The organism is Roseomonas sp. AR75, assembly GCF_005222815.1.
Lineage (GTDB): Bacteria > Pseudomonadota > Alphaproteobacteria > Acetobacterales > Acetobacteraceae > Falsiroseomonas.
The window spans coordinates 1,509,764-1,533,526 of sequence record NZ_STGB01000001.1 but is presented as its reverse complement, the minus strand read 5'-3'; the positions used below and the strand labels follow the sequence as shown (position 1 = coordinate 1,533,526).

At 70.8% G+C, this 23,763-nt stretch carries 27 protein-coding genes and 1 tRNA gene; 13 read left to right on the top strand and 15 right to left on the bottom strand.

Going from position 1 to position 23,763, the window contains the following annotated elements; all coding sequences use genetic code 11:
• The first annotated feature begins 13 nt into the window (after window positions 1–13).
• Window positions 14–328 (top strand): ETC complex I subunit, encoded by a 315-nt coding sequence (locus tag E4T13_RS07255; protein ID WP_137177517.1) that lies wholly within the window; start codon window positions 14–16, stop codon window positions 326–328.
• Window positions 329–355: 27 nt separating this feature from the next.
• Here E4T13_RS07255 and E4T13_RS07250 read toward each other — a convergent pair whose 3' ends face one another.
• Together E4T13_RS07250 and E4T13_RS07245 are read right to left on the bottom strand one after the other, a co-directional pair.
• Complete coding sequence (locus E4T13_RS07250) at window positions 356–985, bottom strand: PEP-CTERM sorting domain-containing protein (protein ID WP_137177516.1); 630 nt, start codon at window positions 983–985, stop codon at window positions 356–358.
• Between the two features lie 64 nt (window positions 986–1,049).
• On the bottom strand, window positions 1,050–2,735 hold the full coding sequence (locus E4T13_RS07245) for a ShlB/FhaC/HecB family hemolysin secretion/activation protein (RefSeq protein ID WP_137177515.1): 1,686 nt from the start codon (window positions 2,733–2,735) through the stop codon (window positions 1,050–1,052).
• A gap of 211 nt (window positions 2,736–2,946) precedes the next feature.
• Between E4T13_RS07245 and E4T13_RS07240 the strand changes: the two genes are divergently transcribed.
• Window positions 2,947–3,023, top strand: a tRNA-Arg gene (locus E4T13_RS07240).
• A 73-nt stretch (window positions 3,024–3,096) separates the two neighbouring features.
• On the opposite strand, the gene E4T13_RS07235 is transcribed toward E4T13_RS07240, so the two are convergent.
• The 3 genes from E4T13_RS07235 to E4T13_RS07225 form a co-directional block, all read right to left on the bottom strand.
• Window positions 3,097–4,332 (bottom strand): DUF1963 domain-containing protein, encoded by a 1,236-nt coding sequence (locus tag E4T13_RS07235; protein WP_137177514.1) that lies wholly within the window; start codon window positions 4,330–4,332, stop codon window positions 3,097–3,099.
• A gap of 32 nt (window positions 4,333–4,364) precedes the next feature.
• Complete coding sequence (locus E4T13_RS07230) at window positions 4,365–4,718, bottom strand: helix-turn-helix domain-containing protein (protein WP_170984847.1); 354 nt, start codon at window positions 4,716–4,718, stop codon at window positions 4,365–4,367.
• A 152-nt stretch (window positions 4,719–4,870) separates the two neighbouring features.
• Complete coding sequence (locus tag E4T13_RS07225) at window positions 4,871–5,980, bottom strand: DUF2891 domain-containing protein (protein WP_240791012.1); 1,110 nt, start codon at window positions 5,978–5,980, stop codon at window positions 4,871–4,873.
• A 97-nt stretch (window positions 5,981–6,077) separates the two neighbouring features.
• Here E4T13_RS07225 and E4T13_RS07220 point away from each other — a divergent pair, with 97 nt between their 5' ends.
• Both E4T13_RS07220 and cysE read left to right on the top strand, forming a co-directional pair.
• Window positions 6,078–7,100 carry a cysteine synthase A gene (locus E4T13_RS07220; protein ID WP_137177512.1) on the top strand — a complete coding sequence of 341 codons (1,023 nt, stop codon included), beginning with the start codon at window positions 6,078–6,080 and terminating at the stop codon, window positions 7,098–7,100.
• Complete coding sequence (gene cysE / locus E4T13_RS07215) at window positions 7,097–7,762, top strand: serine O-acetyltransferase (RefSeq protein WP_240791011.1); 666 nt, start codon at window positions 7,097–7,099, stop codon at window positions 7,760–7,762. The genes E4T13_RS07220 and cysE overlap by 4 nt, the downstream gene beginning before the upstream one ends.
• 25 nt (window positions 7,763–7,787) lie before the next feature.
• Here cysE and E4T13_RS07210 read toward each other — a convergent pair whose 3' ends face one another.
• Complete coding sequence (locus tag E4T13_RS07210) at window positions 7,788–8,183, bottom strand: DUF3300 domain-containing protein (protein WP_137177510.1); 396 nt, start codon at window positions 8,181–8,183, stop codon at window positions 7,788–7,790.
• Window positions 8,184–8,297: 114 nt separating this feature from the next.
• Here E4T13_RS07210 and gltX point away from each other — a divergent pair, with 114 nt between their 5' ends.
• From gltX to E4T13_RS07195, 3 genes are all read left to right on the top strand, one after another.
• Window positions 8,298–9,629 carry a glutamate--tRNA ligase gene (gene gltX, locus E4T13_RS07205; RefSeq protein ID WP_137177509.1) on the top strand — a complete coding sequence of 444 codons (1,332 nt, stop codon included), beginning with the start codon at window positions 8,298–8,300 and terminating at the stop codon, window positions 9,627–9,629.
• 5 nt (window positions 9,630–9,634) lie between these two features.
• Window positions 9,635–11,098 carry a cysteine--tRNA ligase gene (gene cysS, locus E4T13_RS07200; RefSeq protein ID WP_137177508.1) on the top strand — a complete coding sequence of 488 codons (1,464 nt, stop codon included), beginning with the start codon at window positions 9,635–9,637 and terminating at the stop codon, window positions 11,096–11,098.
• 66 nt (window positions 11,099–11,164) lie between these two features.
• Window positions 11,165–11,524, top strand: a complete 360-nt coding sequence (locus E4T13_RS07195) for a DUF305 domain-containing protein (RefSeq protein WP_137177507.1) — start codon at window positions 11,165–11,167, stop codon at window positions 11,522–11,524.
• A gap of 74 nt (window positions 11,525–11,598) precedes the next feature.
• Here E4T13_RS07195 and E4T13_RS07190 read toward each other — a convergent pair whose 3' ends face one another.
• The gene (locus E4T13_RS07190; RefSeq protein WP_137177506.1) at window positions 11,599–11,940 is read right to left on the bottom strand and encodes an endonuclease domain-containing protein; all 342 of its coding nucleotides are present in this window, start codon (window positions 11,938–11,940) and stop codon (window positions 11,599–11,601) included.
• 215 nt (window positions 11,941–12,155) lie between these two features.
• Here E4T13_RS07190 and E4T13_RS07185 point away from each other — a divergent pair, with 215 nt between their 5' ends.
• From E4T13_RS07185 to E4T13_RS07175, 3 genes are read left to right on the top strand one after another with little or no spacing between them, the layout of a single operon-like run.
• Entirely contained in the window at window positions 12,156–12,983 is an 828-nt protein-coding gene (locus E4T13_RS07185; RefSeq protein WP_137177505.1) for an RNA methyltransferase, read from the top strand.
• Entirely contained in the window at window positions 12,980–13,849 is an 870-nt protein-coding gene (locus E4T13_RS07180) for an alpha/beta fold hydrolase (RefSeq protein ID WP_137177504.1), read from the top strand. Before E4T13_RS07185 ends, E4T13_RS07180 begins: the two co-directional genes overlap by 4 nt.
• On the top strand, window positions 13,849–14,817 hold the full coding sequence (locus E4T13_RS07175) for a tripartite tricarboxylate transporter substrate binding protein (RefSeq protein ID WP_137177740.1): 969 nt from the start codon (window positions 13,849–13,851) through the stop codon (window positions 14,815–14,817). The genes E4T13_RS07180 and E4T13_RS07175 overlap by 1 nt, the downstream gene beginning before the upstream one ends.
• A 141-nt stretch (window positions 14,818–14,958) precedes the next feature.
• Here the strand turns inward: E4T13_RS07175 and E4T13_RS07170 are convergent, their stop codons facing one another.
• The gene (locus tag E4T13_RS07170; protein WP_240791010.1) at window positions 14,959–15,198 is read right to left on the bottom strand and encodes a hypothetical protein; all 240 of its coding nucleotides are present in this window, start codon (window positions 15,196–15,198) and stop codon (window positions 14,959–14,961) included.
• Between the two features lie 175 nt (window positions 15,199–15,373).
• Here E4T13_RS07170 and rpsD point away from each other — a divergent pair, with 175 nt between their 5' ends.
• Window positions 15,374–15,991 carry a 30S ribosomal protein S4 gene (gene rpsD / locus E4T13_RS07165; RefSeq protein ID WP_137177503.1) on the top strand — a complete coding sequence of 206 codons (618 nt, stop codon included), beginning with the start codon at window positions 15,374–15,376 and terminating at the stop codon, window positions 15,989–15,991.
• Window positions 15,992–16,109: 118 nt separating this feature from the next.
• On the opposite strand, the gene E4T13_RS07160 is transcribed toward rpsD, so the two are convergent.
• The 6 genes from E4T13_RS07160 to purL form a co-directional block, all read right to left on the bottom strand.
• On the bottom strand, window positions 16,110–16,799 hold the full coding sequence (locus E4T13_RS07160; RefSeq protein WP_137177738.1) for a lysophospholipid acyltransferase family protein: 690 nt from the start codon (window positions 16,797–16,799) through the stop codon (window positions 16,110–16,112).
• Window position 16,800: 1 nt separating this feature from the next.
• Window positions 16,801–17,772: a phosphatidate cytidylyltransferase gene (locus E4T13_RS07155; RefSeq protein ID WP_137177502.1), complete on the bottom strand. Its 972-nt coding sequence runs from the start codon at window positions 17,770–17,772 to the stop codon at window positions 16,801–16,803.
• Window positions 17,769–18,413: a CDP-alcohol phosphatidyltransferase family protein gene (locus tag E4T13_RS07150; RefSeq protein ID WP_137177501.1), complete on the bottom strand. Its 645-nt coding sequence runs from the start codon at window positions 18,411–18,413 to the stop codon at window positions 17,769–17,771. Before E4T13_RS07150 ends, E4T13_RS07155 begins: the two co-directional genes overlap by 4 nt.
• A gap of 118 nt (window positions 18,414–18,531) precedes the next feature.
• Window positions 18,532–18,861: a Grx4 family monothiol glutaredoxin gene (gene grxD / locus E4T13_RS07145; protein ID WP_137177500.1), complete on the bottom strand. Its 330-nt coding sequence runs from the start codon at window positions 18,859–18,861 to the stop codon at window positions 18,532–18,534.
• Window positions 18,862–18,886: 25 nt separating this feature from the next.
• Window positions 18,887–19,120, bottom strand: coding sequence for a BolA family protein (locus E4T13_RS07140; RefSeq protein ID WP_137177499.1), 234 nt, complete (start codon window positions 19,118–19,120; stop codon window positions 18,887–18,889).
• A 28-nt stretch (window positions 19,121–19,148) separates the two neighbouring features.
• Entirely contained in the window at window positions 19,149–21,356 is a 2,208-nt protein-coding gene (purL, locus tag E4T13_RS07135) for a phosphoribosylformylglycinamidine synthase subunit PurL (protein ID WP_137177498.1), read from the bottom strand.
• A 372-nt stretch (window positions 21,357–21,728) separates the two neighbouring features.
• Between purL and E4T13_RS07130 the strand changes: the two genes are divergently transcribed.
• Both E4T13_RS07130 and E4T13_RS30750 read left to right on the top strand, forming a co-directional pair.
• Window positions 21,729–22,940 carry an MFS transporter gene (locus tag E4T13_RS07130; RefSeq protein ID WP_137177497.1) on the top strand — a complete coding sequence of 404 codons (1,212 nt, stop codon included), beginning with the start codon at window positions 21,729–21,731 and terminating at the stop codon, window positions 22,938–22,940.
• Between the two features lie 7 nt (window positions 22,941–22,947).
• Window positions 22,948–23,082: a hypothetical protein gene (locus E4T13_RS30750; RefSeq protein WP_256370437.1), complete on the top strand. Its 135-nt coding sequence runs from the start codon at window positions 22,948–22,950 to the stop codon at window positions 23,080–23,082.
• 24 nt (window positions 23,083–23,106) lie between these two features.
• Here the strand turns inward: E4T13_RS30750 and E4T13_RS07125 are convergent, their stop codons facing one another.
• Entirely contained in the window at window positions 23,107–23,703 is a 597-nt protein-coding gene (locus tag E4T13_RS07125; protein ID WP_137177496.1) for a hypothetical protein, read from the bottom strand.
• Window positions 23,704–23,763 lie beyond the last annotated feature (60 nt).

Sequence of the window (23,763 nt, the reverse complement as noted above, 5' to 3'; positions counted from 1 at the left end):
TAGTTTGCGCCGCATGCAGAAGGCCCGCATCTACCGCACGCCGAAATCCGCGATGCAGTCCGGCCGCGCGCGCGCCGGCGACTGGACGCTGCAATACGAGCCGCTGGAGGCCAAGCGGATCGACCCGCTGATGGGCTGGTCCGGCTCCGGCGACACGCAGGCGCAGGTGCGGCTGGCATTCGCGACCGCCGAGGATGCGGTGGCGTTCTGCCAGGCCAAGGGCATACCCTGCGAGGTCGAGGCGCCGGCACCGGTCCGCGCCGAGATCAAGCCGAAAAGCTACGCCGACAATTTCCGCTTCGGCCGCACCGAGAACTGGACGCACTGAAGGCGAGGCCTTGCCCGCCTGATCGCTTCAGCCCTGACGCCGCCAACGCCGAAGGGCGGCGGTGCCGGCCAGCCCCGCAAGCAGGATAGCGATGCTGCCGGGTTCTGGGATATGCGCGACGTCCAGCCGCGCCGAGATCTGGTCGGATTGTACTCCGCTGAGGACGAAGCCCGGGAGCACGCCGTTCAGATCGTCGAGCGTCAGGACAAGCCTGTCTTGATGCCCCTCGTCGCTTCCAGGATGGAGCACGCTGGTCTTCGACCGGGCCGGACCCGACTCGTCAACGAAGTCGGGAGGCGTGCGGTTGGCAAAGTATGCGATCGGCAGTGTCAGCAACAGCGCAGGGTGCGCTTCGCCGGGATGGACGGCGACAAGATGCCGCGCCTTCACCAGCAACGAAACCGATTCGTCGCCAGTGCCGAGAAGGCCGTCAATGATCGTGACTGTCGCTTCATAGCTCCAGAAAGCGCCACTGGTCACCAGTTCGTATCTGCGTATGTCACCGCGTGTGATATCGCCTGCCAGGACGGCTCGGCCCCTTGTTGGAGTATCGATGGTGACTTGCAGGATCGGCGCTGCCTGCGGCGATGTGCTGTTGCCGTAGAGCAGGGCTGTTGCGAGAAGAGCGGCGCCGAGAACGCGAATGACTGGGCGCATGCTGATCCCTCCCAATATGTTATATTAGTAAATTATAAATGATGAAGGCTCCCGTCGCAACGATTTAAAATCGCACCAGCAGCCGCACATACGCCGCATCCGCGCTGAGCGCCTGGGTGTTCGCGCCATCCGGCTGCCGCGTGATGCGCCGCACGCCCTCGATGTCCAGCTGCACCCGCTCGTCGAATTGCAGCCTCACGCCGCCGCCCCAGGACCCCACCGAGCGATCCAGCGCGAAGGGGCCGTTGTCCCAGGCGCTGCCCTCGTCGCGGAAGGCGTAGAACTGCGTGCCGAGGCGGAGCCGCGGTAGTTCGAGCACGGTGGAAAGCTGCAGCTCGAGGCTGCCCGCCAGGGCACGGTCGCCGGTGACCTGGCCGGCATAGAAGCCACGGCCCAGCCGGTTGCCGCCGAGATAGAACTTCTCCGCCGGCGGCAGCACGTCGTCCGACCATTGCCCGGCGACGACGCCGAACAGCGACACCAGCCAGCCTTCGGCCGGCGAGAACAGCGGCTGCAGCCGGCTGGCCTCGCCCACCACCTTCGAGAAGCCGAAATCGCTGCCGAGGCGGGCGGTCAGCCCGCTGTCGCCGTCGCTGGCACCGAGCCAGCTCAGCCCCTGCGAGAACCGCACCAGCCCCGTGCTCGCCGCCGCGGCCGGGGCGAAGCCGAGCCAGGCATCCTGGAAGGCGCCATCCGCCCCCAGCCGCAGCGCCCGCACGCCGTCCCGGCTCTGCCGGCTGCGCGATTCGCCGGGCGCGCTGCGGAACTCGACGGTGCTCTCATAGGCGTCGAGATGGCCGGATACGTTCAGGTTCAGCGGCCTGCTGCGGATGACGGGATAGAGCAGCGCCGCCCCACCTACGCGCGTTTCCCCGGCATAGCCGATCGCGGCCAGAGCCGAGCCCGGCGCCGCCCGCCCGCCACCGGCATAGGCGCGCAGCCTGAGGCCCGACCCGCCGAGGAAGAACTCCTCGGTGACCTGGAGAAAGGTCTGGCCGTGGCCGTCGGTCTCGAAGGCCGCGATCTCCGTGCGCTCGCCGAGGCCGGTGAAGGCGTTCAGATGCGCCACCAGCAGCCCCTGCCAGGCGCCGGTCAGGTCGTAGCCGCGGTTGTCGAGGTTGAAGAACCCGTCGAAAGGCTGCCGCGCAAGCTGCACGACAAGCTGCAGCGCGCCCGGCTCCTCCGGGATCGGCCGCAGCACGCCGCGCGCGGTGACGCCGGCGATGTCGCCCGCCAGCAGCAGCGCGCGTTCCAGCGCGGCGGCGGGCAGCGGGCGCTGCCCCAGCAGCGGATCGAGGAAGCGGCGCGCCTGGCGCTCGGCCGGGCCGATGTCGCCCTCGAGCGTGATCTCCGCGATGACGCCCTCGATCACCAGGAAGCGGAGCTCGATACCGCCTTCGGCGAGGGCGGCCAGGGTCGCCCGCACGGCAACGTAGGGAAATCCGGCCTCGCGATAGGCGCCGAGGATCGCCAGCCGCGCCTGCTCCACCTCGGCCAGCGTGACCTGGCGGTTCTCCAACGCGGCGAAGCGGACGCGCAGCGCTGCCTCGGCCAGCGCCGTGTTGCCGGCGATGGTGACGCGCGCGGGCAGGATGAGGCGGCCGGCACCGGGGCCGGTGATCGGCCCGGTCTCCGGCGGCAGCAGGGGCGGGCCAAGCTCGGGCGGCTGCGGCGGCAACACGCGCTGGATGATGCCGGGCAGGGGCGGCGGCGTCTGCGCCCGCGCGACGCCGGGCAGCGCGAGCAGCAACGCGGCGGCAAGCAGGCGGCGAAGGCGCGGGATCGTCGCTGCTCGCCGCGGAATCGCGCTCGGCTCCTGGCACGAGAGAGGGGAGGCGAAATTGCCGGGCGAGGGTGCGGGGCGTCAATCCTGGGTTGGATTGCGTTCGTATACTGCCCGAGAAAGGCGAGCGATCAGCGGCCTACCCGGTCCGCGCCCCGGATGGTAAGGCCGCGCATGGGCGCCCGTAGCTCAGCTGGATAGAGCATCGGATTTCTACTCCGTAGGTCGGGGGTTCGAATCCCTCCGGGCGCGCCAGATCCTGCCGCTTCGGCACGTCATGCCTGCCGGCGACCGATGGAATTCGGCGGAGACGGAGCGGTCCGGCGCTTCAGACCGCGCAATGCTGGATGAATTGTCCGCCCGTGTAGCGGCCAAGGGCGACGTCCTGGTCCTCGAGCCACACGGAGAAGCCGTAGTCGTGTTCCGATTGCGTGCCGAGAAGCTCGTCCGCAGCAATCGAGATCAGCGGGCTCTGGTTGCGCAGGTCTTCGAAGTTGTTCGGGAACTCCGGCTCGATGCCGAACAGACGGTGGCCGCGCCAGTCCGTGATCCTGGCTTCGACGAACGGGCGATAGGCGGTCGCGATGGCGGAGAAGTCCTTGCGGCCTTGCGTGCCCGGCGCATCGGCAAGGAGCTTCTGCCACACGGCACGCGCGGTGCCTGCCAGCACCGTGCGCGCGCCGTAGTTGCTTTGCATCGCCGCGCTGAGGCGCGTGCGCACGGCGAAGATGGCGGCAAGGGCGGAGACATCGACGGCCGTCTCGGCAGGCCGCGCCGCGCAGGTCGCCCGCCAGTCCTGCAATGCATCGAGCACCGCGGGGGCACGCTCTTCCAACAGCGCGCAATGGGCGATGCGTCGTTCGATGTGCGGCATCGACGGCAACGCCCGGCCGAGGGCCGCCTGGGACCGGCGCTGCTCCATGAACTCGCGGCCCTGGCGCAGTTCCAGCGCAAGCGCGTCGTGGGCCAAGGAGGCTTCGAGCGCGGCCAGACCCCAGTTGGTGATCCATTGCTGCGGCGTCGCGAATGGATCGGGGAGGAAGGCCGGGCGCTCCTCGCCGCGGCTGACATAGGCCACCGGATCGACCGGCCAGTGCCCGAAGGTCGAACCCGGGCCCCAGAAGCCATGTTCCGACAGGTCCGGCAGCGTCGATGGCGGCGGCGTCGCGACGGCATGCTCCATCTCCCGCCGGGAGAGAACGCGCACCGCATGGCCGTTGCCGATGAAGGCCAGAAGCGCGCCCTCGGCGGGCAAGCCGGGCGCGCGGGCGCCGGTGGAGGGTTCTGGCTTCAAGGCGGCCAGGTCGATCTGCGCGACGAAATGAAGAGCGCGGCCGTCCTTGTCCTCGGGCCATTGGAATGTCGGCGGAACCTTGGGCGTACCGCCCAGCCAACTGGTCGGTTCGGGGTACGACTTGTAGGGCGAACGCAAGAGCAGTGCCCAGGCAGGCACTTCCTTGGCGCGCGTCGCGGCGCCGCTTCGCACCTCCGCCTCGGCCAGCATCTCGGCGATGTCCGGCCTGGTGGTGGCAGATGGCTTCTTTCCAAACAGCTTGAACGGCACAGCCGATTCTCCCGCCGCCGAGCGCGTCGCGCCTACTGCGAGCTGACGCGCTGCCCCAGCACGGCGTTGAGCCGGTCGATCTCCTCCTTCGGCCGCGCGGCGAAGAGCATCGCGTGCATCCAGGGATTGGTCAGCGCCAGCACGCGGCGGCCGAAGATGCGGGGGTCCACGTCCAGCGCCTCCGCGAAGGCCATGTAGCGCTCGGAGGGAACGACGTTGCGGCCGACCTCGATGGCGCTGATCGAGGTGTAGTATGTCATCCCGACGGCCTTCGCGAGCTCGGCCTGGGTCAGGCCGCGGCGCATGCGAAGGTCCCGGACGTACAGGCCCAGGTCGCGCTTGTAGTCGGCCGAGGTCTCGCCTCGACCAGCCAGCGGCTTGGTCATTGCAACCATTGTGGTGGGTCGGTCCCCGCGAATAACGAGAACAATCTAACCCACCGGGACGATTCCGGTGTGTTCGGTTTTGTTCGGAATGCAGCGTCTCGCGCGGGCGTTGTGGGGTGTTCGCGCGACATTCGACGCAGGATGTCGCCGGATCACGCCCCGTCGAGCGCCAGCACCGCGAAGCTCGCCAGCCAATGCGCGCCCATGTAGTGCCCGCCGACCTCGGCCAGCGAGGCGGCGAGGTGCCGCTCCGCCGCCGCTTCGGCCAGCGCGCGGCGAGGGTCTGCCGCATGCAGCGTGGTGCCCAGCGCCCGCCAGCACCAGGCGCGCGACAGGTTCAGCCCGTCCAGATGCACGATGCGCCCATCGGTCCGGTCGCTGACGCGCGCCGGCGTCAGCAGCGCCGCGGGCTCGCCATCGGCCAGGCGCGGAAGAAAGCGGTCGAACCAGGGGGCGAATGCGGCCGGCGGCAGCAGACGCGCCATGCAGACGGCCTCGGCCAGGGTGGGCGAAAGAAAGTCCTCGCCGGAGGGCTCCCAGGGGCGGGCATCCGAATCGGCGGCGTACCAGCGCTGCGCGGTGGCGCGGAACAGGGCCAGCAGGCCAGGGTCGTGCCGCTCCGCCCAGTCGGCGGCCAGCGTCAGGGCGAAGGCGGTGTTGGCATGCACGCCATGCCGCACCGGGTAATCCGCGCGCGGCAGGTGGGCGGCGAAGCGGGCGGCGAAATCCTGCGCGAGCGGAGCGAGGCGCGAAGCCCACCGGTCCTCAAGCTCCGCATGCAGCTTCAGCAGCCAGGCCCAGCCATAGGGGCGCTCGAAGCCGCGCGCCGAGGGGCGGGCGAGGAAGGCGCGCTCGGCCGCGATAGTGTCGGGTGTGAAGGCGCGGTCGAAACGGGCGGCGATGGCACCGGCGCTCGGCAGGTCCGGGAAGCGGCGCAGCAGGCGGGCCAGCATCCAATGGGCATGCACGCAGGAATGCCAGTCGAAGCTGCCATGGAAGGCGGGGTGCAGCAGGGCAGGGCGCAGCAGATCCTGCGGGCCTTCCAGCACCAGGTCGAGCTTCTGGGGCCATTCCTGCCCGACATGGCCGAGCGCGATCCGGGCGAATCGCTCCGCCGTTGCGGCATCGAGGCTCATCGCGGCCGCCGCGCTTGCGGCGGCAAGAAAAAACATCCGGCTGCCCGCGGCGGCCGAGGTGAAATTCCACTCTCCGGGTAAGCAGAACCGCAGAAGGCTTTCGGCGTCATCATGCGCGCGGAGCATGCATGATCCTCGCTTTCGCGGGAACGCCCGGACCGCGACGCTGGAAAGCCGCGGCGGCGACGCCTTATCTGCGATGGACCGGCCAGAGGACGCGACGATGGATGCCGCCTTGCCCGTGACTTCCTCCGTGGTGGACGGCTTCTGGGGGGCGGTGGGACGCACGCCGCTGATCCGGCTCCGGCGCGCCTCGGCGGCGACCGGCTGCGAGATTCTCGGCAAGGCCGAGTTCATGAACCCCGGCGGCAGCGTGAAGGACCGTGCCGCGCTCGGCATCCTGCGCGATGCCGTGGATCGCGGGCTGCTGACGCCTGGCCAGCCCGGCACCGTGGTGGAGGGCACCGCCGGCAACACCGGCATCGGCATCGCCCTGGCGGCGAATGCGATGGGGTGGAAGAGCATCATCGTCGTGCCCCACACCCAGGCGAAGGAGAAGCTGGACTACCTCCGCATGATCGGCGCCGACCTGCGGCTCGTGGATCCGAAGCCCTTCGCCGATCCCGGCAACTACGTCCATGTCTCGCGCCGCCTGGCGGAGGAACTGGGCGCCGTCTGGGCCAACCAGTTCGACAACCTGGCCAACGCCGCCGCGCATGAGGCGACGACCGGCCCCGAGATATGGGAGCAGACCGGCGGCGCGGTGGATGCCTTCACCTGCGCCTGCGGCACCGGGGGAACGCTGGCCGGCGTCGCGCGCGCGCTGAAGGCGCGGCGCAAGGATGTGCGCATCGTGCTGGCCGATCCCGGCGGCAGCGGCCTGTTCTCCTGGGTGAAGACCGGGGAGGTGAAGGCCGAGGGAAATTCCATCACCGAGGGCATCGGCCAGGCCGCGCGGGCGCCCGGCAACCTCGCCGCCGCGCGCGACCTGATCGACGACGCGGTGCAGGTGCAGGACCCCGAGATGCTGGAGCAGGTGTTCGACCTGCAGATGCATGAAGGCATCTCGGTCGGCGGCAGCGCCGGGCTGAACGTGGCCGCGGCGATCCGCGTGGCGCGCGACCTCGGGCCCGGCCATACGGTGGTGACGGTGCTCTGCGACGGCGCGGCCCGCTACCAGTCGAAGCTGTTCAATCCGGATTTCCTGCGCGCGCGCGGCCTGCCGGCGCCGGCCTGGATGGAGTGATCCTTCCCATGGAACTGCTGGAACTCGCCCGCAACGTCCGCGCCCGCGACCCCGCGCGGCCATCCTGGTTCGAGAGCGTCTTCTGCTATGCCGGCGTGCATGCGGTGCTGTGGCACCGCCTGTCGCACTGGTTGTGGACGCATGGGCTGCGCGGCCCCGGGCGGCTCTCCTCCCACGTCGCGCGCATGCTGACGGGGATCGAGATCCATCCGGGTGCCACGATCGGGCGGCGGCTGTTCATCGACCACGGCATGGGCGTGGTGATCGGCGAGACGGCGGAGATCGGCGACGACGTGCTGATCTATCATGGCGTCACGCTCGGCGGGCTTTCCGGCCAGCCGGGCAAGCGGCACCCGACCATCGAGGACCATGTGACCATCGGCGCCGGCGCGCAGGTGCTTGGCCCGATCCGGGTCGGCCGTGGCGCGCGCGTGGGCGCGAATGCTGTGGTGGTGAGTGCGGTGCCGGCCGGGTGCACGGTGGTCGGCATCCCCGCGCGCCCGCCGAAGGGCTCGCCCTGCGACGATGGCGGGATCGGCTATGGGCTCGGCGGCCTCAACGAGGACCCGGTGGGCGAGCAGATCGCTGCGCTGCGCGCCGAACTGGCCAGCCTGCGCGGCGAGCTGGAGCGGGTGAAGGCGGCGCAGACGGAGCGGGTCTGACCCGTTCCCCGGCCGCCCGCCTGCTCTACCAGCCCTGCTTTGCCGGCCCGACCCAGCCGGGCGCCGGATAGACCACCGCCGGCGGCGGCGCGTAGTAGACGGGCGGCGGGGGCGGGGCGTAGTAGACCGGCGGCGGGGGCGGCGGCGCGTAGTAGGGCTGCGAGGCGATGGCAGCCCCGATGCCCAGCCCGACGATAGCGCCCAGCGCCAGCCCGGCGCCGGGATAATAGCCCCGATAGGCCGGCGGCGGGTAATAGGCCCGCGGTGCCACGTAGCGCGGGGGCGCGTAATAGGCGCGCGGCGGCGCATAGCCCCAGCCCGGACGGCCGCGCCAATCGGCCTGGGCCGCCGGCGCCGCCAGCGTCCCGGCGGCCATCACCGCCGCGAAGACCGCCCCCCGAACCGCCAGTGACCCGCTCATTGCCCGCGCCTCCGTTGCGCCTCTGCGCAGGACGCCATCAGACGACCCGATTGCGCCCGCATCAAGGCAGTCCGCCTTGCCTTCCCGCCGCATCTGGCGTTCCTGTCGCGCCCCATGAAGGTCCGCTTCGCGCCGTCACCCACGGGATTGCTGCATGTCGGCAATGCCCGCATCGCGATCGCCAATTGGTGCCTGGCAAGGCGCCAGGGCGGGCGCTTCCTGCTGCGCCTCGACGACACCGACACCGAGCGGTCCAAGCCCGAATACGCGCAGGCGATCGAGGAGGACCTCCGCTGGCTGGGCCTCGACTGGGACGAGTTCCGCCGCCAGTCCGACCACATCGCCGCCTATGAGGCCGCGGCCGCCCGGCTGAAGGCCTCCGGCCGGCTCTATCCCTGCCTCGAGACCGAGGAGGAGCTGGCCTACAAGCGGGAGCAGCGCATCCGGCAGCACAAGCCGCCGCTGTACGACCGCGCCGCGCTGAAGATGACGAAGGAGCAGCTGGACCGCGCCATCGCCAACGGCAAGCAGCCGCATTGGCGCTTCCTGCTTTCGGGCGGGTCGGTGTCCTGGAAGGACGGCGTGCTGGGCGAGCGCAGCGTGAAGCTGACCAGCCTGTCGGATCCGGTGCTGATCCGCGCCGATGGCAGCTTCCTCTACACCTTCACCTCGGTCGTGGACGACCTGGAGACGGGCATCACCGATGTGGTGCGCGGCGAGGACCACGTCACCAACACCGGCATCCAGCTCGATATCTTCGGGGCGTTGGGTGGCGATGCGCGCACGCTGCGCTTCGCGCATCTGCCGCTGCTGACCGATGCCGATGGCGGGCCGCTGTCGAAGCGCACCGGCAGCGTCGGGCTGCGGCAGCTGCGGCGCGATGGCGTGGAGCCGGCGGCGCTGGCGGGCTATCTGGTGGCGCTCGGGTCCAGCACCGATCCCGTGCCCGGCATGCCCGCCGACCTCGCGCCGTCCTACGACCTGACGAAGGTATCGAAGAGCACGGCACGCTTCGACACGAAGCAGTTGCTGGCGCTGAACCGGAAATGGCTGCACGGCCTGGACTTCACCGCCGTGCAGGAGAGGCTCCCTGATGGAGCGGACGAAAAATTCTGGCTCGCGGTGCGCGGCAACCTCGACCTGTTCCGCGAAGTCCGTGATTGGTGGGATGTTGTCGCCGGTGATATCGTGCCCGCGGGCGATCCGGCCGATGCCGCGCTGCTGCGTGCCGCCGCCGAGACCCTGCCCGAGGAGCCCTGGGATGAGGCCACCTGGCCTGGCTGGACAGCGACGCTTGCGGAGCGCACCGGGCGCAAGGGCAAGGCGCTGTACCTGCCGCTGCGCCGGGCGCTGACCGGCGAGGACCACGGCCCCGACCTCAAGGTCTTCCTTCCGTTGATCGGCCGTGCGCGGGCGCTGAAGCGCCTGCAGCAGGCCGCAGGCTGAGCACCATGGAACTGCAGATCCACAACAGCGCGACGCGCCGCAAGGAGCGCTTCGTCCCGCTCGATCCGAACCATGTCCGCATCTATGTCTGCGGCCCGACGGTCTATGACTTGGCGCATCTCGGCAATGCGCGGCCGAACGTGGTGTTCGACGTGCTGGTGCGGCTGCTGCGGCGGCTCTACCCGAAGGTGACCTATGCGCGGAACATCACCGATGTCGAGGACAAGATCATCGACCGCGCGCGCGACAGCGGCGAGAGCATCGAGAGCGTGACCACGCGGACGACCGCCGATTTCCACCGCGACATGGCAGCCCTCGGCGTACTGCCGCCGGATGTCGAGCCGCGCGCGACCGGCACCATCCCGGAGATGGTTTCGCTCATCGAGAGGCTGATCGCCAACGGCCACGCCTATGCGGCGGAAGGTCATGTGCTGTTCGCCGTCGCCAGCTTCGCGGAGTACGGCAAGCTGTCGGGCCGCTCGCCGGACGAGTTGCTGGCCGGTGCGCGCGTCGAGGTCGCGCCCTACAAGCGCGATCCCGGTGACTTCGTGCTGTGGAAGCCGAGCACGCCCGACCAGCCCGGCTGGGAGAGCCCCTGGGGACGCGGGCGGCCGGGCTGGCACATCGAGTGCTCCGCCATGTCGTGGAAACATCTGGGGCCGGATTTCGACATTCACGGCGGCGGCGCCGACCTGCTGTTTCCGCACCACGAGAACGAGGTGGCGCAGAGCCTCTGCGCGTTTCCCGGCAGTCACTTCGCGCGATACTGGATGCACAACGGCATGCTGCTCGTCGACGGCGAGAAGATGTCGAAGTCGCTCGGCAATTTCCGGACCGTGCAGGACATTCTGGGGCTGGGTCCGTGGGCGGGCGAGGCGTTCCGGCTGTTGCTGCTGAAGACGCAGTACCGCATGGCGCTGGACTACACCGAGGCCGCCTTGCAGGAGGCGCGGAGGGAGCTCGACCGCTTCTACCGCGCGCTGTCGAAGATGGCGGAGGTGACGCCGGAGCGCAGCGAGGAGCCACACCCGGTGGAGCAGCCGCCCTTCGAGCAGGCGCTGGCCGACGACCTGAACACGCCGCTGGCGCTGGCGTCGCTGCACTACCTGGTTTCGGCGGCGAACAAGGCGATGGCGGCGGACGACGCGCAGGACTTGCCCTGGCTGAAGGGGCGTATCCTGATGGCCGGGAAGATGCTTGGTCTGCTGTCACGTGACCCTTCGGCGTGGCTGCGCGGCGACTTTCAGGATGCGACCGCCCCCGGCGCTGCTCTAGGTGTCGGTGCGACGCTTCATCCCGGCACAGCAACAGCGTCCGGCGAATCAGCCATCGAAGCCGCCATCGCCGCCCGCCTCGCGGCCCGGAAGGAAAAGAACTGGGCCGAGGCCGATCGAATCCGGAAGGAACTCGCCGGCCAGGGCATCCTGCTGGAGGACGGGCCGCAGGGCACGACATGGCGGCGCGCCTGACCCCTTGCCTTGCCCCCGTGGCAATGTTGCAGGGAGCGCTCCGGCTACACACCGGAGGATCCCGCCATGAGCCGTCTTGTCCTTGCCTCGATGCTCGCTCTCGTCCTCGCCGCGCCTACCCTGGCGCAGCATGCGGGCCACGGTGCGCCGCCCGCCGCGGCGAGCGAGCCTGCGAGCACGCGCGAATACCGCGCCATCAACGACCGCATGCATCGCGAGATGGCAGTGCGCTTCACCGGCGATGCCGATCGCGACTTCGCCGCCGCGATGATCCCGCATCACCAGGGCGCCATCGACATGGCGCGCGTGGCGCTTCGCTACGGTCGCGATCCGGGGATCCGCAAGCTGGCGGAGGACATCATCCGCACGCAGGAAGCGGAGATCGCGCAGCTCCGCGCCTTCCTGGCGCGCCAGCCGGCGCGGTGAGGCAGGCCAGCAGCCCGCGCATCCACCCCCTCCCCCGCGTGCGGGGGAGGGCTGGGGCGGGGACGCGACCAACCTTATCGCTTTATGCAGCTGAGCGCCTCGGCAATCCGCTGAACCACTCCGTCCCGGTTACCCAGCACCTCGTCGTTCCAGAAGCGCAGTACGCGCCATCCCGCCGCGCGCAGCGCCGCATCACGCGCTGCGTCGGTGTCCCCGCCGTGCTGTCCGCCATCGACTTCCACGATCAGCATTGCGGCGGGCGCCGCAAAATCCGCCACGTAAGGCGGCACCGGGTGCTGTCTTCGGAACCGCACGCCGAGCGCGTCGAAGCGAAGCGCCTGCCACAGCTTGCGTTCGGCGTCTGTCATTGCGCGACGCAGCCGACGCGTCTTGGCATGTTCATCCTTGCTTGGCATGCCGTCAGCTTATTGCACTCGGCGTTATGGAGGGCGGAGGCATTGCCTCCGATCTTGCTTGCGCAATCGCGCCCCCACCCCAACCCTCCCGCACAGTGCGGGGGAGGGGGCGTGGCGCACCGAATCGCCCTCCCCTGCGCAGCGGGGGAGGGAGGGGCCCGTGCGGAGCACGGGAGGGTGGGGGCACGACCGATCTCGCCATCCGCAGACATCCCATGACCGGCGGCCGCCCCGTCGGCGGGGCGCTTCTCACGCCCCCTCCCGGCGAATCCCCCATCGTCGTGCTCGTCCGCCCGCAGATGGCGGCCAATATCGGCACCGCCGCACGGGCCATGGCGAATGGCGGGCTCTTCCATCTGCGCATCGTCGCCCCGCGCGACGGATGGCCGCAGCCCAATGCCTATGCCGCAGCCTCCGGCGCCGATGCGATCCTCGACGCTGCCACCATCCACCCCGATATCCGCAGCGCCGTCGCGGATTGCCACCGCGTCTTCGGCACCTGCCCGCGGCCGCGCCACGTCGTCGTCCCCGTCCGTGACGCCCGCGCCGCCGCCGAGGATTTCCGCGCGATCAACGCGCGCGGCCTGCGCCTGGCCGTGCTGTTCGGGCCGGAGCGCGCGGGGCTGGAAGCCGATGACCTCGCGCATTGCGACACGCTTGTGCGCTACCCGCTTAACCCGCAGCACAACTCGCTGAACCTGGCGCAAGCGGTGATGATCCTGGCGTACGAATGGTGGATGCAGGCCGAGGCCACGCCGCCGCGTTCCCTGCAAACCAACGAGACGCGCATCGCGACCAAGGGCGAGCTCGAGAGATTCCTCGACCGGCTCATCGCCGAGCTCGACGCCGCCGGCTTCCTGCACAACCCGCCGAAGCGCCCGGGCATGGTGCGCAACCTGCGCCACTGGTTCGAACGCGGCGAGGTGACGGAGCAGGAGCTGCGCACGCTGCATGGCGTGGTGACGGAACTCGCGCGCGGCCGCATGGTGCGCGGCCGCTTCGCCGGCGACGTGCCCGACCCGCCCTGGGAGGAGAAGACGTGATCCATCCCGATGGCACCCCCATCGCGCCGCTGCCCGATCTGCGCTTCGTCGGCCTCGACGCCACCGCGCTCGGCCTGGAAGGCCCGCGCATGTCCTACATGGAAGCGGGCGAGAGCACGCAGCGCACCGTGCTCTGCCTGCACGGCATCGGCGCGAACGCCATGGGCTGGCGCTTCATCCTCGCGGGCCTTTCCAGCCGCGCGCGCGTCATCGCCTGGAACGCGCCTGGCTACATGCTGTCCGACAATTTCGTCGCCGCCGCGCCGACGCCCGGCCAGTACGCCGAGGCCGCCGTCGCGCTGCTGGACGCGCTCGGCGTGAGGGGGCCCGTGCATCTGCTCGGCTCCTCCTTCGGCTCGATGCTTGCCGCCTGTCTCGCCGCGCGGCATCCGCAGCGCGTCGGGCGCATGGTGCTGCTCGGCACCTCACGCGGGCAGCGCTGGAAGGGCAGGGAGGAACGTGCGCGGATGCTGGCGATGCGGGAGGCCTCCATCGCCAACGGCCCGCTGGATCTCGCGGCCACGCGCAGCGGCAACCTCGTCGCCGCGGGCACGCCGGAGCCGGTGCGCGCGCTGGTCCGCACCATGGTCGCGGCGACAGAGCCGCGCGGCTACCTGCAGGCCGCGCGCTGCACCGATCCGGTGGACGTGGTCGAGGATTTCGCGCCGCGCATCACGGCACCTACGCTCTGCGTCACCGGCGATTCCGACGGCGTGAACCCGCCGCCCGTGGGGCGCGCCGTGGCGGATGCGATCGCCGGCGGGCGCTTCGTCAGTCCCGAGAAATGCGGCCACCTGCCCGAGATGGAATTCCCCGCGCGCACGCTCTCCCTGGTGCGCGACCACCTGTTCGGAGACAAGACGTGATGCATCGCCGCGCGCTGCTGATCGCCCCGCTCGCCCTGCCCGCCGTCGCGCGGGCGCAGGGCGCCGCCTTCCCGACGCGCCAGGTGCGGATCGTGGTGCCCTACACCGCGGGCGGCGGCCTCGATGCGCTGGCGCGCGCGCTGGCGGAGCGGCTGCAGGCCGCCTGGCGCCAGCCCGTGGTGGTGGAGAACCGGCCCGGCGGCGCGACGGTGATCGGCACGGATGCGGTCGCGAAGGCGGCGCCGGATGGGCACACGCTGCTGATCACCACCGACAACTCCATCACCTCGAACCCCTTCGTGGTGAAGAACCTGCCCTACGACCCGATGCGCGACCTCGCGCCGGTCAGCCATCTGGTCGACGTGCACCAGATGATCGTCGCGCATCCCTCGGTCGGCGCCGGCAGCATGGCGGAACTGGTGGCCGTGGCGCGCGCGCGGCCCGGCGCGCTGAACTTCGCGAGCTACGGGAACGCTTCCCAGCCGCACCTGACCTTCGGCGCGCTGGCGGCGCGGGAGCGGCTGGAGCTGGTGCATGTGCCCTATCGCGGCCTGCCGCAGGCGGTGTTGGCGACCGTCTCGGGCGAGGTGCAACTGACCCTCACCGGCATCCCGAGCGCCGCGCAGCACCTGAGCGCCGGCACACTGCGCGCGCTGGCGATCGGGCGTGAGACGCGCAGCGACCGCCTGCCGGATGTGCCGACGCTCGCCGAGGCCGGCTATGCCGAGATCGACCCGCGCACCTGGTTCGGCTGCTTCGCCCCGGGTGGTACGCCGCCCGCGCTTCTGGATCGCCTGCATGCCGACATCGCCGCCGCGATCAACGAACCGGCGCTGCGCGCCCGCTTCGTGGACGCCGCCGGCTTCACCCTGCATGCCCGCACCCCGGAAGCCACCGCCGCCTTCCTGCGCGAGGACCTGGACTACAAGCGCCGCCTGATCGCCGCCGCGGGGATCAAGGCGGAGTAGCAAGCCGTGTCGAAGCCCTCTCCACCCAAAGGGGGGAGAGGGTTGGGTGAGGGGGGCGTGGCAAGACCAAGCGCGTCCCGATCCCGCGCGTCCCCCTCACCCATCCCTCTCCCCTATAAGCGGGGGAGAGGGCATCTCGCGCTACCCCACCTTCTTCGCCAGCTTCCTTGCCAGCAGATAGCCCAGCAGCCCGCCCACCGGCGCGCCGGGCAGGGCCAGCAGCCAGCCGATATGGATGCCGTCGGCCACCAGCCCCATGCCGATGCCGAACATGAGGCCGCCCACCAGACTGCCGGTCACGCCCGCCGTCAGGCCGAGCACCAGGATATCCGCGCGTGTCACCATGCCGCGCGAGTAGGGGAGCGGAGCGCGGTTTGACAAGCCATGCCCCCGCCGCCTATAGCGCCGCCTCCTTCCGGGAACGTGGACGAGGGGTGATCCCTCGCGCCCGCCCTTGGGCCTTCCAAGAGGCTCTCTGGGACTACCGGGACAACCAGGGTGCTTCAGCGCCCGCAAGACGAAGGACCGGAGCCGAGAGGCCCGGCAGGTGCTGCGCATGAGCAAGCGCGCCGAATCCAAGTACAAGATCAATCGCCGCCTGGGCGTGAACCTCTGGGGCCGCGCAAAGTCCCCGGTCGCCAAGCGCGAATACGGCCCCGGCCAGCACGGCCAGCGCCGCAAGCAGAAGCCCACGGACTTCGGCGTGCAGCTGATGGCCAAGCAGAAGCTGAAGGGCTACTACGGCAACATCGGCGAGAAGCAGTTCCGCAAGTATTACGAGGAAGCCGTGCGCCGGAAGGGCGACACCTCGGAGAACCTGATCGAGCTGCTGGAGCGGCGGCTGGACACCGTGATCTACCGCATGAAATTCGCCGTCACGCCCTTCGCGGCGCGGCAGTTCGTGAACCACGGCCATGTCACGATCAACGGCAAGCGGCTCAACATCCCCTCCTACCTCGTCAAGGACACCGACGTGATCGAGGTGAAGGAGAAGTCGAAGCAGATGACCGCGCTGCTCGACGCCACGCAGTCCGGCGAGCGCGACGTGCCCGAGTATCTCGAGGTCGACCACCGCGCGATGCGCGGCCGAATCCTCCGCGCCCCGAAGCTCTCCGACGTGCCGTACCCCGTGCAGATGGAGCCGAACCTGGTCGTCGAGTTCTACAGCCGCTGATTCTGTTCCTCCCGCCACCTTCTCCCTCCCCCGCATGCGGGGGAGGGCCGGGGTGGGGGCACGATCGACCGTGCCGCTTTTCGAGCGCCGGCCCTTCACAGGGCCGGCGTTTCGCGTTTCAGCGATCCAGCGCGACCACTGCTGACCGGCATGCCGCCATCGCCGCGGCGCGGTCGCCCTCCATCGAGACCGGCGCGCCGATCCGCACCCGCACCTTCCCTGGCCGCGGCCATTTGCGCGTCGCCGGCCAGGCTTCGAAGGCGCCCTCGATGAAGCACGGCACCACCGGCACGCCGGTGCCGGCCAGCAGCATCGCCAGGCCCGGCTGGAATTCGCCCAGCTCTCCGGTGCGGCTGCGCGTGCCCTCCGGGAACAGGATATAGACCAGCCCGTCCTCCACCAGCCGCGTCCGCAGCGCCGCCATCTCCCCGCGCTTCGTCTTCCCGCGCCAGATCGGGAAGGCGTTGATGGCGTAGGCGGACAACACCGCACCCGCGCCGGAACCGAAGAACACTTCTCCGGCTGCCAGCGCATGCGCGCGCCGCGCCACATCGCCGCGCAGGATGCTCGCCAGCACCAGCGCATCCAGGTGGCTCGTGTGGTTGCCGATCAGCACGAAGGGCGCCGCCGGCAGGTTCTCCCGCCCCTCCACCTCCAGCCGGTGGAACAGGCGGAAATAGAGGCGCAGCAGCCGGCGCCAGAGGCCGCTCGCCGCCATGCCGAACAGGCCGCGCTCGCGGCGGAGGCTGCGCAGGCGGTCGCCGGGGGCGAGGCCGAGGTCGCGGGCGGGGCGAAGCTGCCAATCCATCTCAGCCACCGGTGATCACCCGCGCGGGCATGTCCATCCCCAGCCCCACAAGGTAGTGCACCAGGTGGAAGACCAGCGGCGAGACCAGCAGCAGCGAATTGAAGCGATCGAGGATGCCGCCATGGCCGGGCAGCACCGCGCCCATGTCCTTGATGCCGATGTCGCGCTTGATCGAGGACAGCATCAGGTCGCCCGCCTGCCCCGCGACGCTCACCAGCACGCCGAGCAGCACCAGCCAGTGCCACTGGCCCATCGGCGTGCCCGCGAACAGCACGGAGCCCAGCAGCGCGACGATGCTGCCCGTCACCACCACCGCGCCGAGCGCGCCGGAGATGGTCTTGTTCGGGCTGGTCGCCGGCAGCAGCTTCGGGCCGCCGATCAGCTTGCCGCAGGTGAAGGCGGCGCAGTCGTTCAGCGCCACCGCCGTCAGCAGCAGCAGCACCAGCGGGCGGTAGTTCGCATCATTTGCCATGAAGCCGAGATGTGCGAGGCCTGCGCCGAAAAGCATGTAGCCCAGCACCGCGAGCCCCACGCGCTGCACGTAGCCCTGCGGCCGGTCGAGCGGGATGGAGGCGACCGCGAGCACGCAGACCGTCAGCGGGAAGAGCGCCACGAAGAAGCCGTACCAGGCATCCAGCGCCGCGAAGTTCACGGCGACGATGCCGAGGGCGACGACGGCGGACAGCACACGCTCCCGGAACAGCCCCGTCGCGCGGGCATATTCGCGGTAGCAGGCGAGGCCGAGCAGCGTGACGGCGCCGATGGTCCAGGCGCGGCCGGCCAGCACGGGGACGATCATCAGCGGCAGCAGCACGCACCAGGAGCCGAAGCGCAGCCACAGCTCGCGCCGGAATTCCGGCTTCGCGCGGCCGCTGGCGGAGAGCCAGCCGATGGCGGCCGCCGCCAGGGCGAGCACCGCGCCGGTGGCGGAGACGATCCAGATGGTGACGGGGCTGGCGAAGGCGGCGCTCATCGGCCGGCTCCCGCGCGCAGCGTGCGGTAATTGCCGGCAAGCCGCCGCCAGGCCGTGACCAGCGACAGCGCCAGGATGATCCAGAGCACCACGACGGGCAGCGGCGCGGTCCAGGCGGCCGGCGCCAGCGCGCAGGCCACGCCCAGCGCCGTCACCAGCGCCATGCGCTGCTGCTTCGCCATGGGTCCGCGAAAGTCGCTCGGCGCGCCGGCAGCCTTGCCGACGGCACGCACATAGGCGGTCGCCATCGCCGCCAGCGCCGCGGCCAGGCCCAGCGCCGGGCTGCCAGCGGCGATGCCGAGGCCGAGCAGCACGGCGGTGTCCGAGACGCGGTCCGGCACCTCGTTGAACAGTTCCCCGGCGGGGGAGGCGATGCCGCGGCCGATGGCGACCATGCCGTCCAGCAGGTTGGCGGCCAGGCGAAGCTGGATGAGCAGCGCGCCGAGCAGCCAGAGGGGCATTGCCGCGCCGGGCCACCAGGCGGTGCCGGCGAGGCAGAGGCCGGCGCCGAGCCCCGCGGCCATGCCGGCCAGCGAGATCCCGTCGGCCGAGGCGCCGCGCGCCACCAGCCAGGCCGCGATGCGGCGGGTGAGGGTGAGGTCGCGCGCCGCGATCGGGCGCCTGTCGGCGGTGGTGTCCATGCGGTCCTCGTTGTCGCGAGGAGCATCGCATGGCCGGATGCGCGGGGTATGTCGCGGCGTTGCGCGCCGTGTTGCATCCGTTGCGCGGCGCCGCCCGCAGGCGGCGCCGGGCGGGGCGTCAGGCCTTGGCGGCGACGCCCTTCTCTTCCAGCAGGCTCTGCAGCTCGCCGGACTGGAACATCTCCATGACGATGTCGCAGCCGCCGACGAACTCGCCCTTGACGTAGAGCTGGGGGATGGTCGGCCAGTTGGTGAAGCCCTTGATGCCCTCGCGCAGCTCCATGTCCTCCAGCACGTTCACGCCCTTGAAGGGCACGCCGACGTGGGAAAGGATCTGCACCACGCGGGCGCTGAAGCCGCATTGCGGGAAGACGGGCGTGCCCTTCATGTAGAGCACCACCGGGTTCTCGGTGATCTCCGCCTGGATGCGGTCGTGGATCTCGGTCATCGGCTTTGTGTTCCCAGGGTTCGGGTCAATCGGGTGCGCTGGTCTGCAGGGCGAGCGCGTGCAGCGCGCCGCCCATGCGGCCCTGCAGCGCGGCATAGACGATCTGGTGCTGCTTCACGCGCGAGATGCCCTTGAAGGCGGAGGAGACGACCTTGGCGGCGTAGTGGTCGCCGTCGCCGGCCAGGTCCTCGATAGTGACCTGGGCGTCGGGCAGGGCCGACTTGATCAGCGCCTCGATCTCGGCGGCGTTCATCGCCATGCAGGACGCTCCTTCGTCGCCGGGGCCATCAGCCCGCGGCCTCCATCAGTGCCGGAAGGGCGCCCTCATGGGCGTCCCGCAGCCGCGCCACGGATATGGAGGAGCCGGCGCCGAGAACCAAGTCCCCGCCGCCGCTGCGGCCGAGCCGCATGGCCGGCACCCCGGAAGCGGCCGCCGCGGCGAGCAGGGCCGCCGAATCGGCCACGGCCAGCACGTAGCGGCCCTGATCCTCGCCGAACCAGAAGGCGTGGGGGGGCAGGCCCGCGGGGGCTTCCAGCGTGGCGCCGATGCCGCTGCCCATCGCCATCTCGGCCACCGCCACCAGCAGGCCGCCATCGGCGACGTCATGGCAGGCGGCGACATGGCCCGACAGAATCTGCGCGCGGACGAAATCGCCGTTGCGGCGCTCGGCGGCGAGGTCCACGGGCGGCGGCGCGCCCTCCTCGCGGCCCGCGATCTCGCGCAGCCAGAGCGACTGGCCGAGCCAGCCCTGTGTCTGCCCGATCACCACCAGGTCGAGGCCTGGCTGCAGCGCGAGGCCGACGGCCTGGGCCGCATCCTCCAGCACGCCGACGCCGCCGATGGCCGGCGTGGGCAGGATCGCGGCGCCGTTCGTCTCGTTGTAGAGGCTGACATTGCCGCTCACGACCGGGAAATCCAGCGCGGTGCAGGCGGTGGCCATGCCGCGCACGGCGGCGGCGAACTGGCCCATGATCTCCGGCTTTTCCGGGTTGCCGAAGTTCATGTTGTCGGTGATGGCGAGCGGCAGCGCGCCCACGGCGGTCAGGTTGCGCCAGGCCTCGGCGACGGCCTGCCTGCCGCCTTCCTCGGGGTCCGCCAGGCAGTAGCGCGGGGTGCAATCGGTGGTCATGGCGAGGCCGCGCTTGAGGCCTTCCAGCTTCACCACCGCCGCGTCGGCGCCGCCGGGGCGCTGCACGGTCTGGCCGCCGACGGTGCTGTCGTACTGGTCCCAGATCCAGCGGCGCGAGCAGAGGTCGAGCGAGGCGACAAGCGTTTCCAGCGCGGGCGCGACGCCCACCGGGTCGGGGATGGTCGCGGCGTCCAGCGCGGGCTGCTTCGGCGTCTCGGCGGTCGGGCGGCGGTAGAGCGGCGCTTCCGATTCCAGCGGCGCGAGGGGGATGTCGGCCTCCAGCGCGCCCTGGTGGTGGATGACGATGCGGCCGGTGTCCGTCAGGTGGCCGATGACGGCGAAATCCAGCTCCCACTTGCGGAAGATCGCCTCGGCCTCGGCCTCGCGGCCGGGCTTGAGGATCATCAGCATGCGTTCCTGGGATTCCGACAGCATCATCTCGTAGGCGGTCATGCCGGTCTCGCGCTGGGGAACGTTGTCGAGCGCGAGCTCGATCCCGACGCCGCCCTTGCCGGCCATCTCGACGCTGCTGCTGGTCAGGCCGGCCGCGCCCATGTCCTGGATGGCGACGATCATGTCGGTGGCCATCAGCTCCAGGCAGGCCTCGATCAGCAGCTTCTCCACGAAGGGGTCGCCGATCTGCACGGTCGGGCGTTTTTCCTCCGTGTCGGCGGAGAATTCGGTGCTGGCCATGGTGGCGCCATGGATGCCGTCGCGCCCCGTCTTGGAGCCGACATAGACGACCGGATTCCCGATGCCCGCGGCAGCCGAGAGAAAAATCCGGTCGGCGGGGGCGATGCCGACGGTCATGGCGTTGACCAGCGGATTGCCGTTGTAGGCGGGGTGGAAATTGACCTCGCCGCCGACGGTCGGCACACCGACGCAATTCCCGTAGCCGCCGATGCCGCGCACCACGCCATCCACGATGCGCTTCATCCGCGGCGCGTCCGGTGCGCCGAAGCGCAGCGCGTTGAGGTTGGCGATCGGCCGGGCGCCCATGGTGAAGACATCGCGGAGGATGCCGCCGACGCCGGTGGCCGCACCCTGGTAGGGCTCGATGAAGCTGGGGTGGTTGTGGCTCTCCATCTTGAAGATGGCGGCGAGGCCGTCGCCGATGGCGATGACGCCGGCATTCTCGCCGGGGCCGTGGATGACCCAGGGCGCCTTGGTCGGCAGGGTGCGCAGCCAGACGCGGGAGGATTTGTAGGAGCAATGCTCCGACCACATGACCGAGAAGATGCCGAGCTCGGTCAGCGAGGGCGTGCGGCCGAGGATGGCGAGCACGCGGTCGTATTCGTCGGGCTTGAGGCCGAACTCGGCCGAGAGTTTTTGGGCGCGGGTGGGGTCGAGCGGGGCGGGCGACATGGGCGTGTTGTCAGGCCGGGCGCGCGCGGTGTCCAGCGCGGGGAAGCTGGGGCGGGGGCGCGTTTTCGGACAACGTCACCGGGGTCGGCGGAAGGGGCGCGTTTCGGACAGAGTCGCGGGCCTGCCGTGGGGAAAATCGGCACGCACGTGCGGACCAGGAGGCGGGCGGCTTCGACCATCAGGCAGTATAGGCATAAATTCCGTGTCCTGAAATGTAGAGTCGCTCCGCGGCGATGTGGCCAGGCCGCCCCGTGCAGCGCTCGCGCGCGCTGGCGCCGGCAGATCATTCCTGCTCGTCTCGGGCCCGGCGGACGGGCCGAAGCAGGCCAAGGCCGGGTGTTCCCGTTCCGGCACCGCGCCTAGGATCGGCCCGTGCTCTCCCCGACAAGCCTCTCGCCCGCTGCCCGGTTCACGGCCGCGGTGGTGGCGGCCCAGGTGCTGGTGCAGATCGGTGCCTTCATCCTGCCCGCGCTGCTGCCGCACTACCTGCATGCGTGGTCGCTCTCGGCCACGGAGGCAGGCTGGCTGATCGGGGCCTTCTTCGGGGCCTATGTGGCGGCCGTGCCGGTGCTGGTCGCGCTGACGGACCGCGTGCCGGCGCGGCGGGTCTACCTGCTCGGCGCTGGCGCCACGGCGTTGTCGCACCTGGGCTTCGCCCTGCTTGCCGACGGTTTCTGGAGCGGGCTGGCGCTGCGCGCGCTCGCCGGCGTCGGCTGGGCGGGGTGCTACATGCCGGGGCTGAAGGCCATCGCCGACCGGCTGGAAGGGGACGCGCAGTCCCGGGCCGTCAGCTGGCACGCCGCCGGGGTGGGCATCGCCGGCGCGGCGTCCTTTGCCGTGGCCGGCACGCTCGACAGTCTCGGCGGGCCGCCCGCCGCCTTCGCTTTCGGCGCTGCGTGCGCGGCGGTGGCCTTTGCGATCGGCCTGGCGGCGATGCCGCGGGCGGTGCCGCGCCCCGTCGTGGCACCGGCAGCCCTGCTCGACTTCCGGCCCGTGCTGCGCAACCGGGCGGCGATGGCCTGGATCGCCGGCTACACGGTGCATACCTGGGAACTGGCCGCGCTTCGGGCCTGGGGCGTGACCTTCCTCGCCACCGCTGTCGCCCTGCATGGTACCCCGGCCTGGTTGCCCGGACCAAGCGTGCTGTTCACCGCGGCTGGCCTTGTCGGCATCGCCTTCTCGATCACGGGGAACGAGACGGCACAACGCTTCGGGCGGCCGCGCGTGGTGGCGGCCGCGATGGGCGGCGCCGCGGCCCTGTCGCTGCTGGCGGGCTGGTCGCTGCTGGTCTCGGCGCCGCTGGCCGCGCTCTGCGTGCTGGTCTGGAACGCGGCGATCTACCTTGACAGCTCGGCGCTGACCGCGGGCACCGTGCAGGCGGCGGCGAAGGAGCGGCGCGGCGCAACGATGGGGCTGCACAGCATGTGCGGCTACGCGGGCGGCCTGATGGGGCCTATCGGCGTCGGCCTGGCGCTCGACCTCGCCGGGACCGGCGCGACGGGCTGGGCGCTGGCGTTCGGGCACCTCGCCATCGTCACGCTGGCTGGCCTCGTCATCCTGCGGCGGCTCGGCCGGCCAGTCTGAAGGCCGGATGATCGACTGGCCCGACGGCCGTCGCGTCGCGCAACCCGACCGGCGGCATGACGAGGCGCTGAAGGGCGACCGCGCGGAGCCGGCGGCGCAGCTGGAGGCGCGGTTGCAGGAGAGCGGGAACGCCCCGCGCTGAGCCGTGCGCGTCAGCCCCGCCCACTCACCCCCGCAGCCGCACCGAATGCGCCCGCGTCAGCGCACCCATCGCCACGGACGTCACCACCGCCGGCTTCTGTTCGAGCAGCACCAGGTCGTTGCCGCCGATGCGGCGGTTGGCGATGAAGCCCTGGAAGGTGGGGTTCGTCGCGGGGCCGGTGGTCATGGCCTGGTTGGTCCAGGGGGCGTACCAGATCTCGGCCTTCTCGCCGGCCCAGCGATACTCGACATAGGCCGAGTTGGTGGTGACGCCGTTGCGCAGGTCGTAGCCGCGCAGCTTGCCACTGAAGCCGAGCGCGGTGGCGAAGACCGCAAGCTCCTCGGCCCATTCCGCGTCGGGCGAGGCCGAGTAGCGGTTGTTCGCGGCGAAGGTCACGCCATAAAGCCGCGTGCCCTTCGCATAATTCGCGTGGTTCATCACCCAGTTGCCGAAGGCGGTGGCGCGCTCGGCGCGCGTCTGGGGCGTCATGGCGCCGTTGTTGTGCAGGCCAAACAGGCCGTTGGGCGTGACGTAGCAGAGCGCCAGGCAGTTCGCGACGCTCGGGAAGCCGAGGCGCGAGGCATCGAAGCCCATCTCGCGTTCCCGCAGGAAAGCCGTCATCGCCCGCTGACCCTTGTGCTGCCATGCCGATCCTGCTGCGGGCGCGCGGCGGCGGCAACC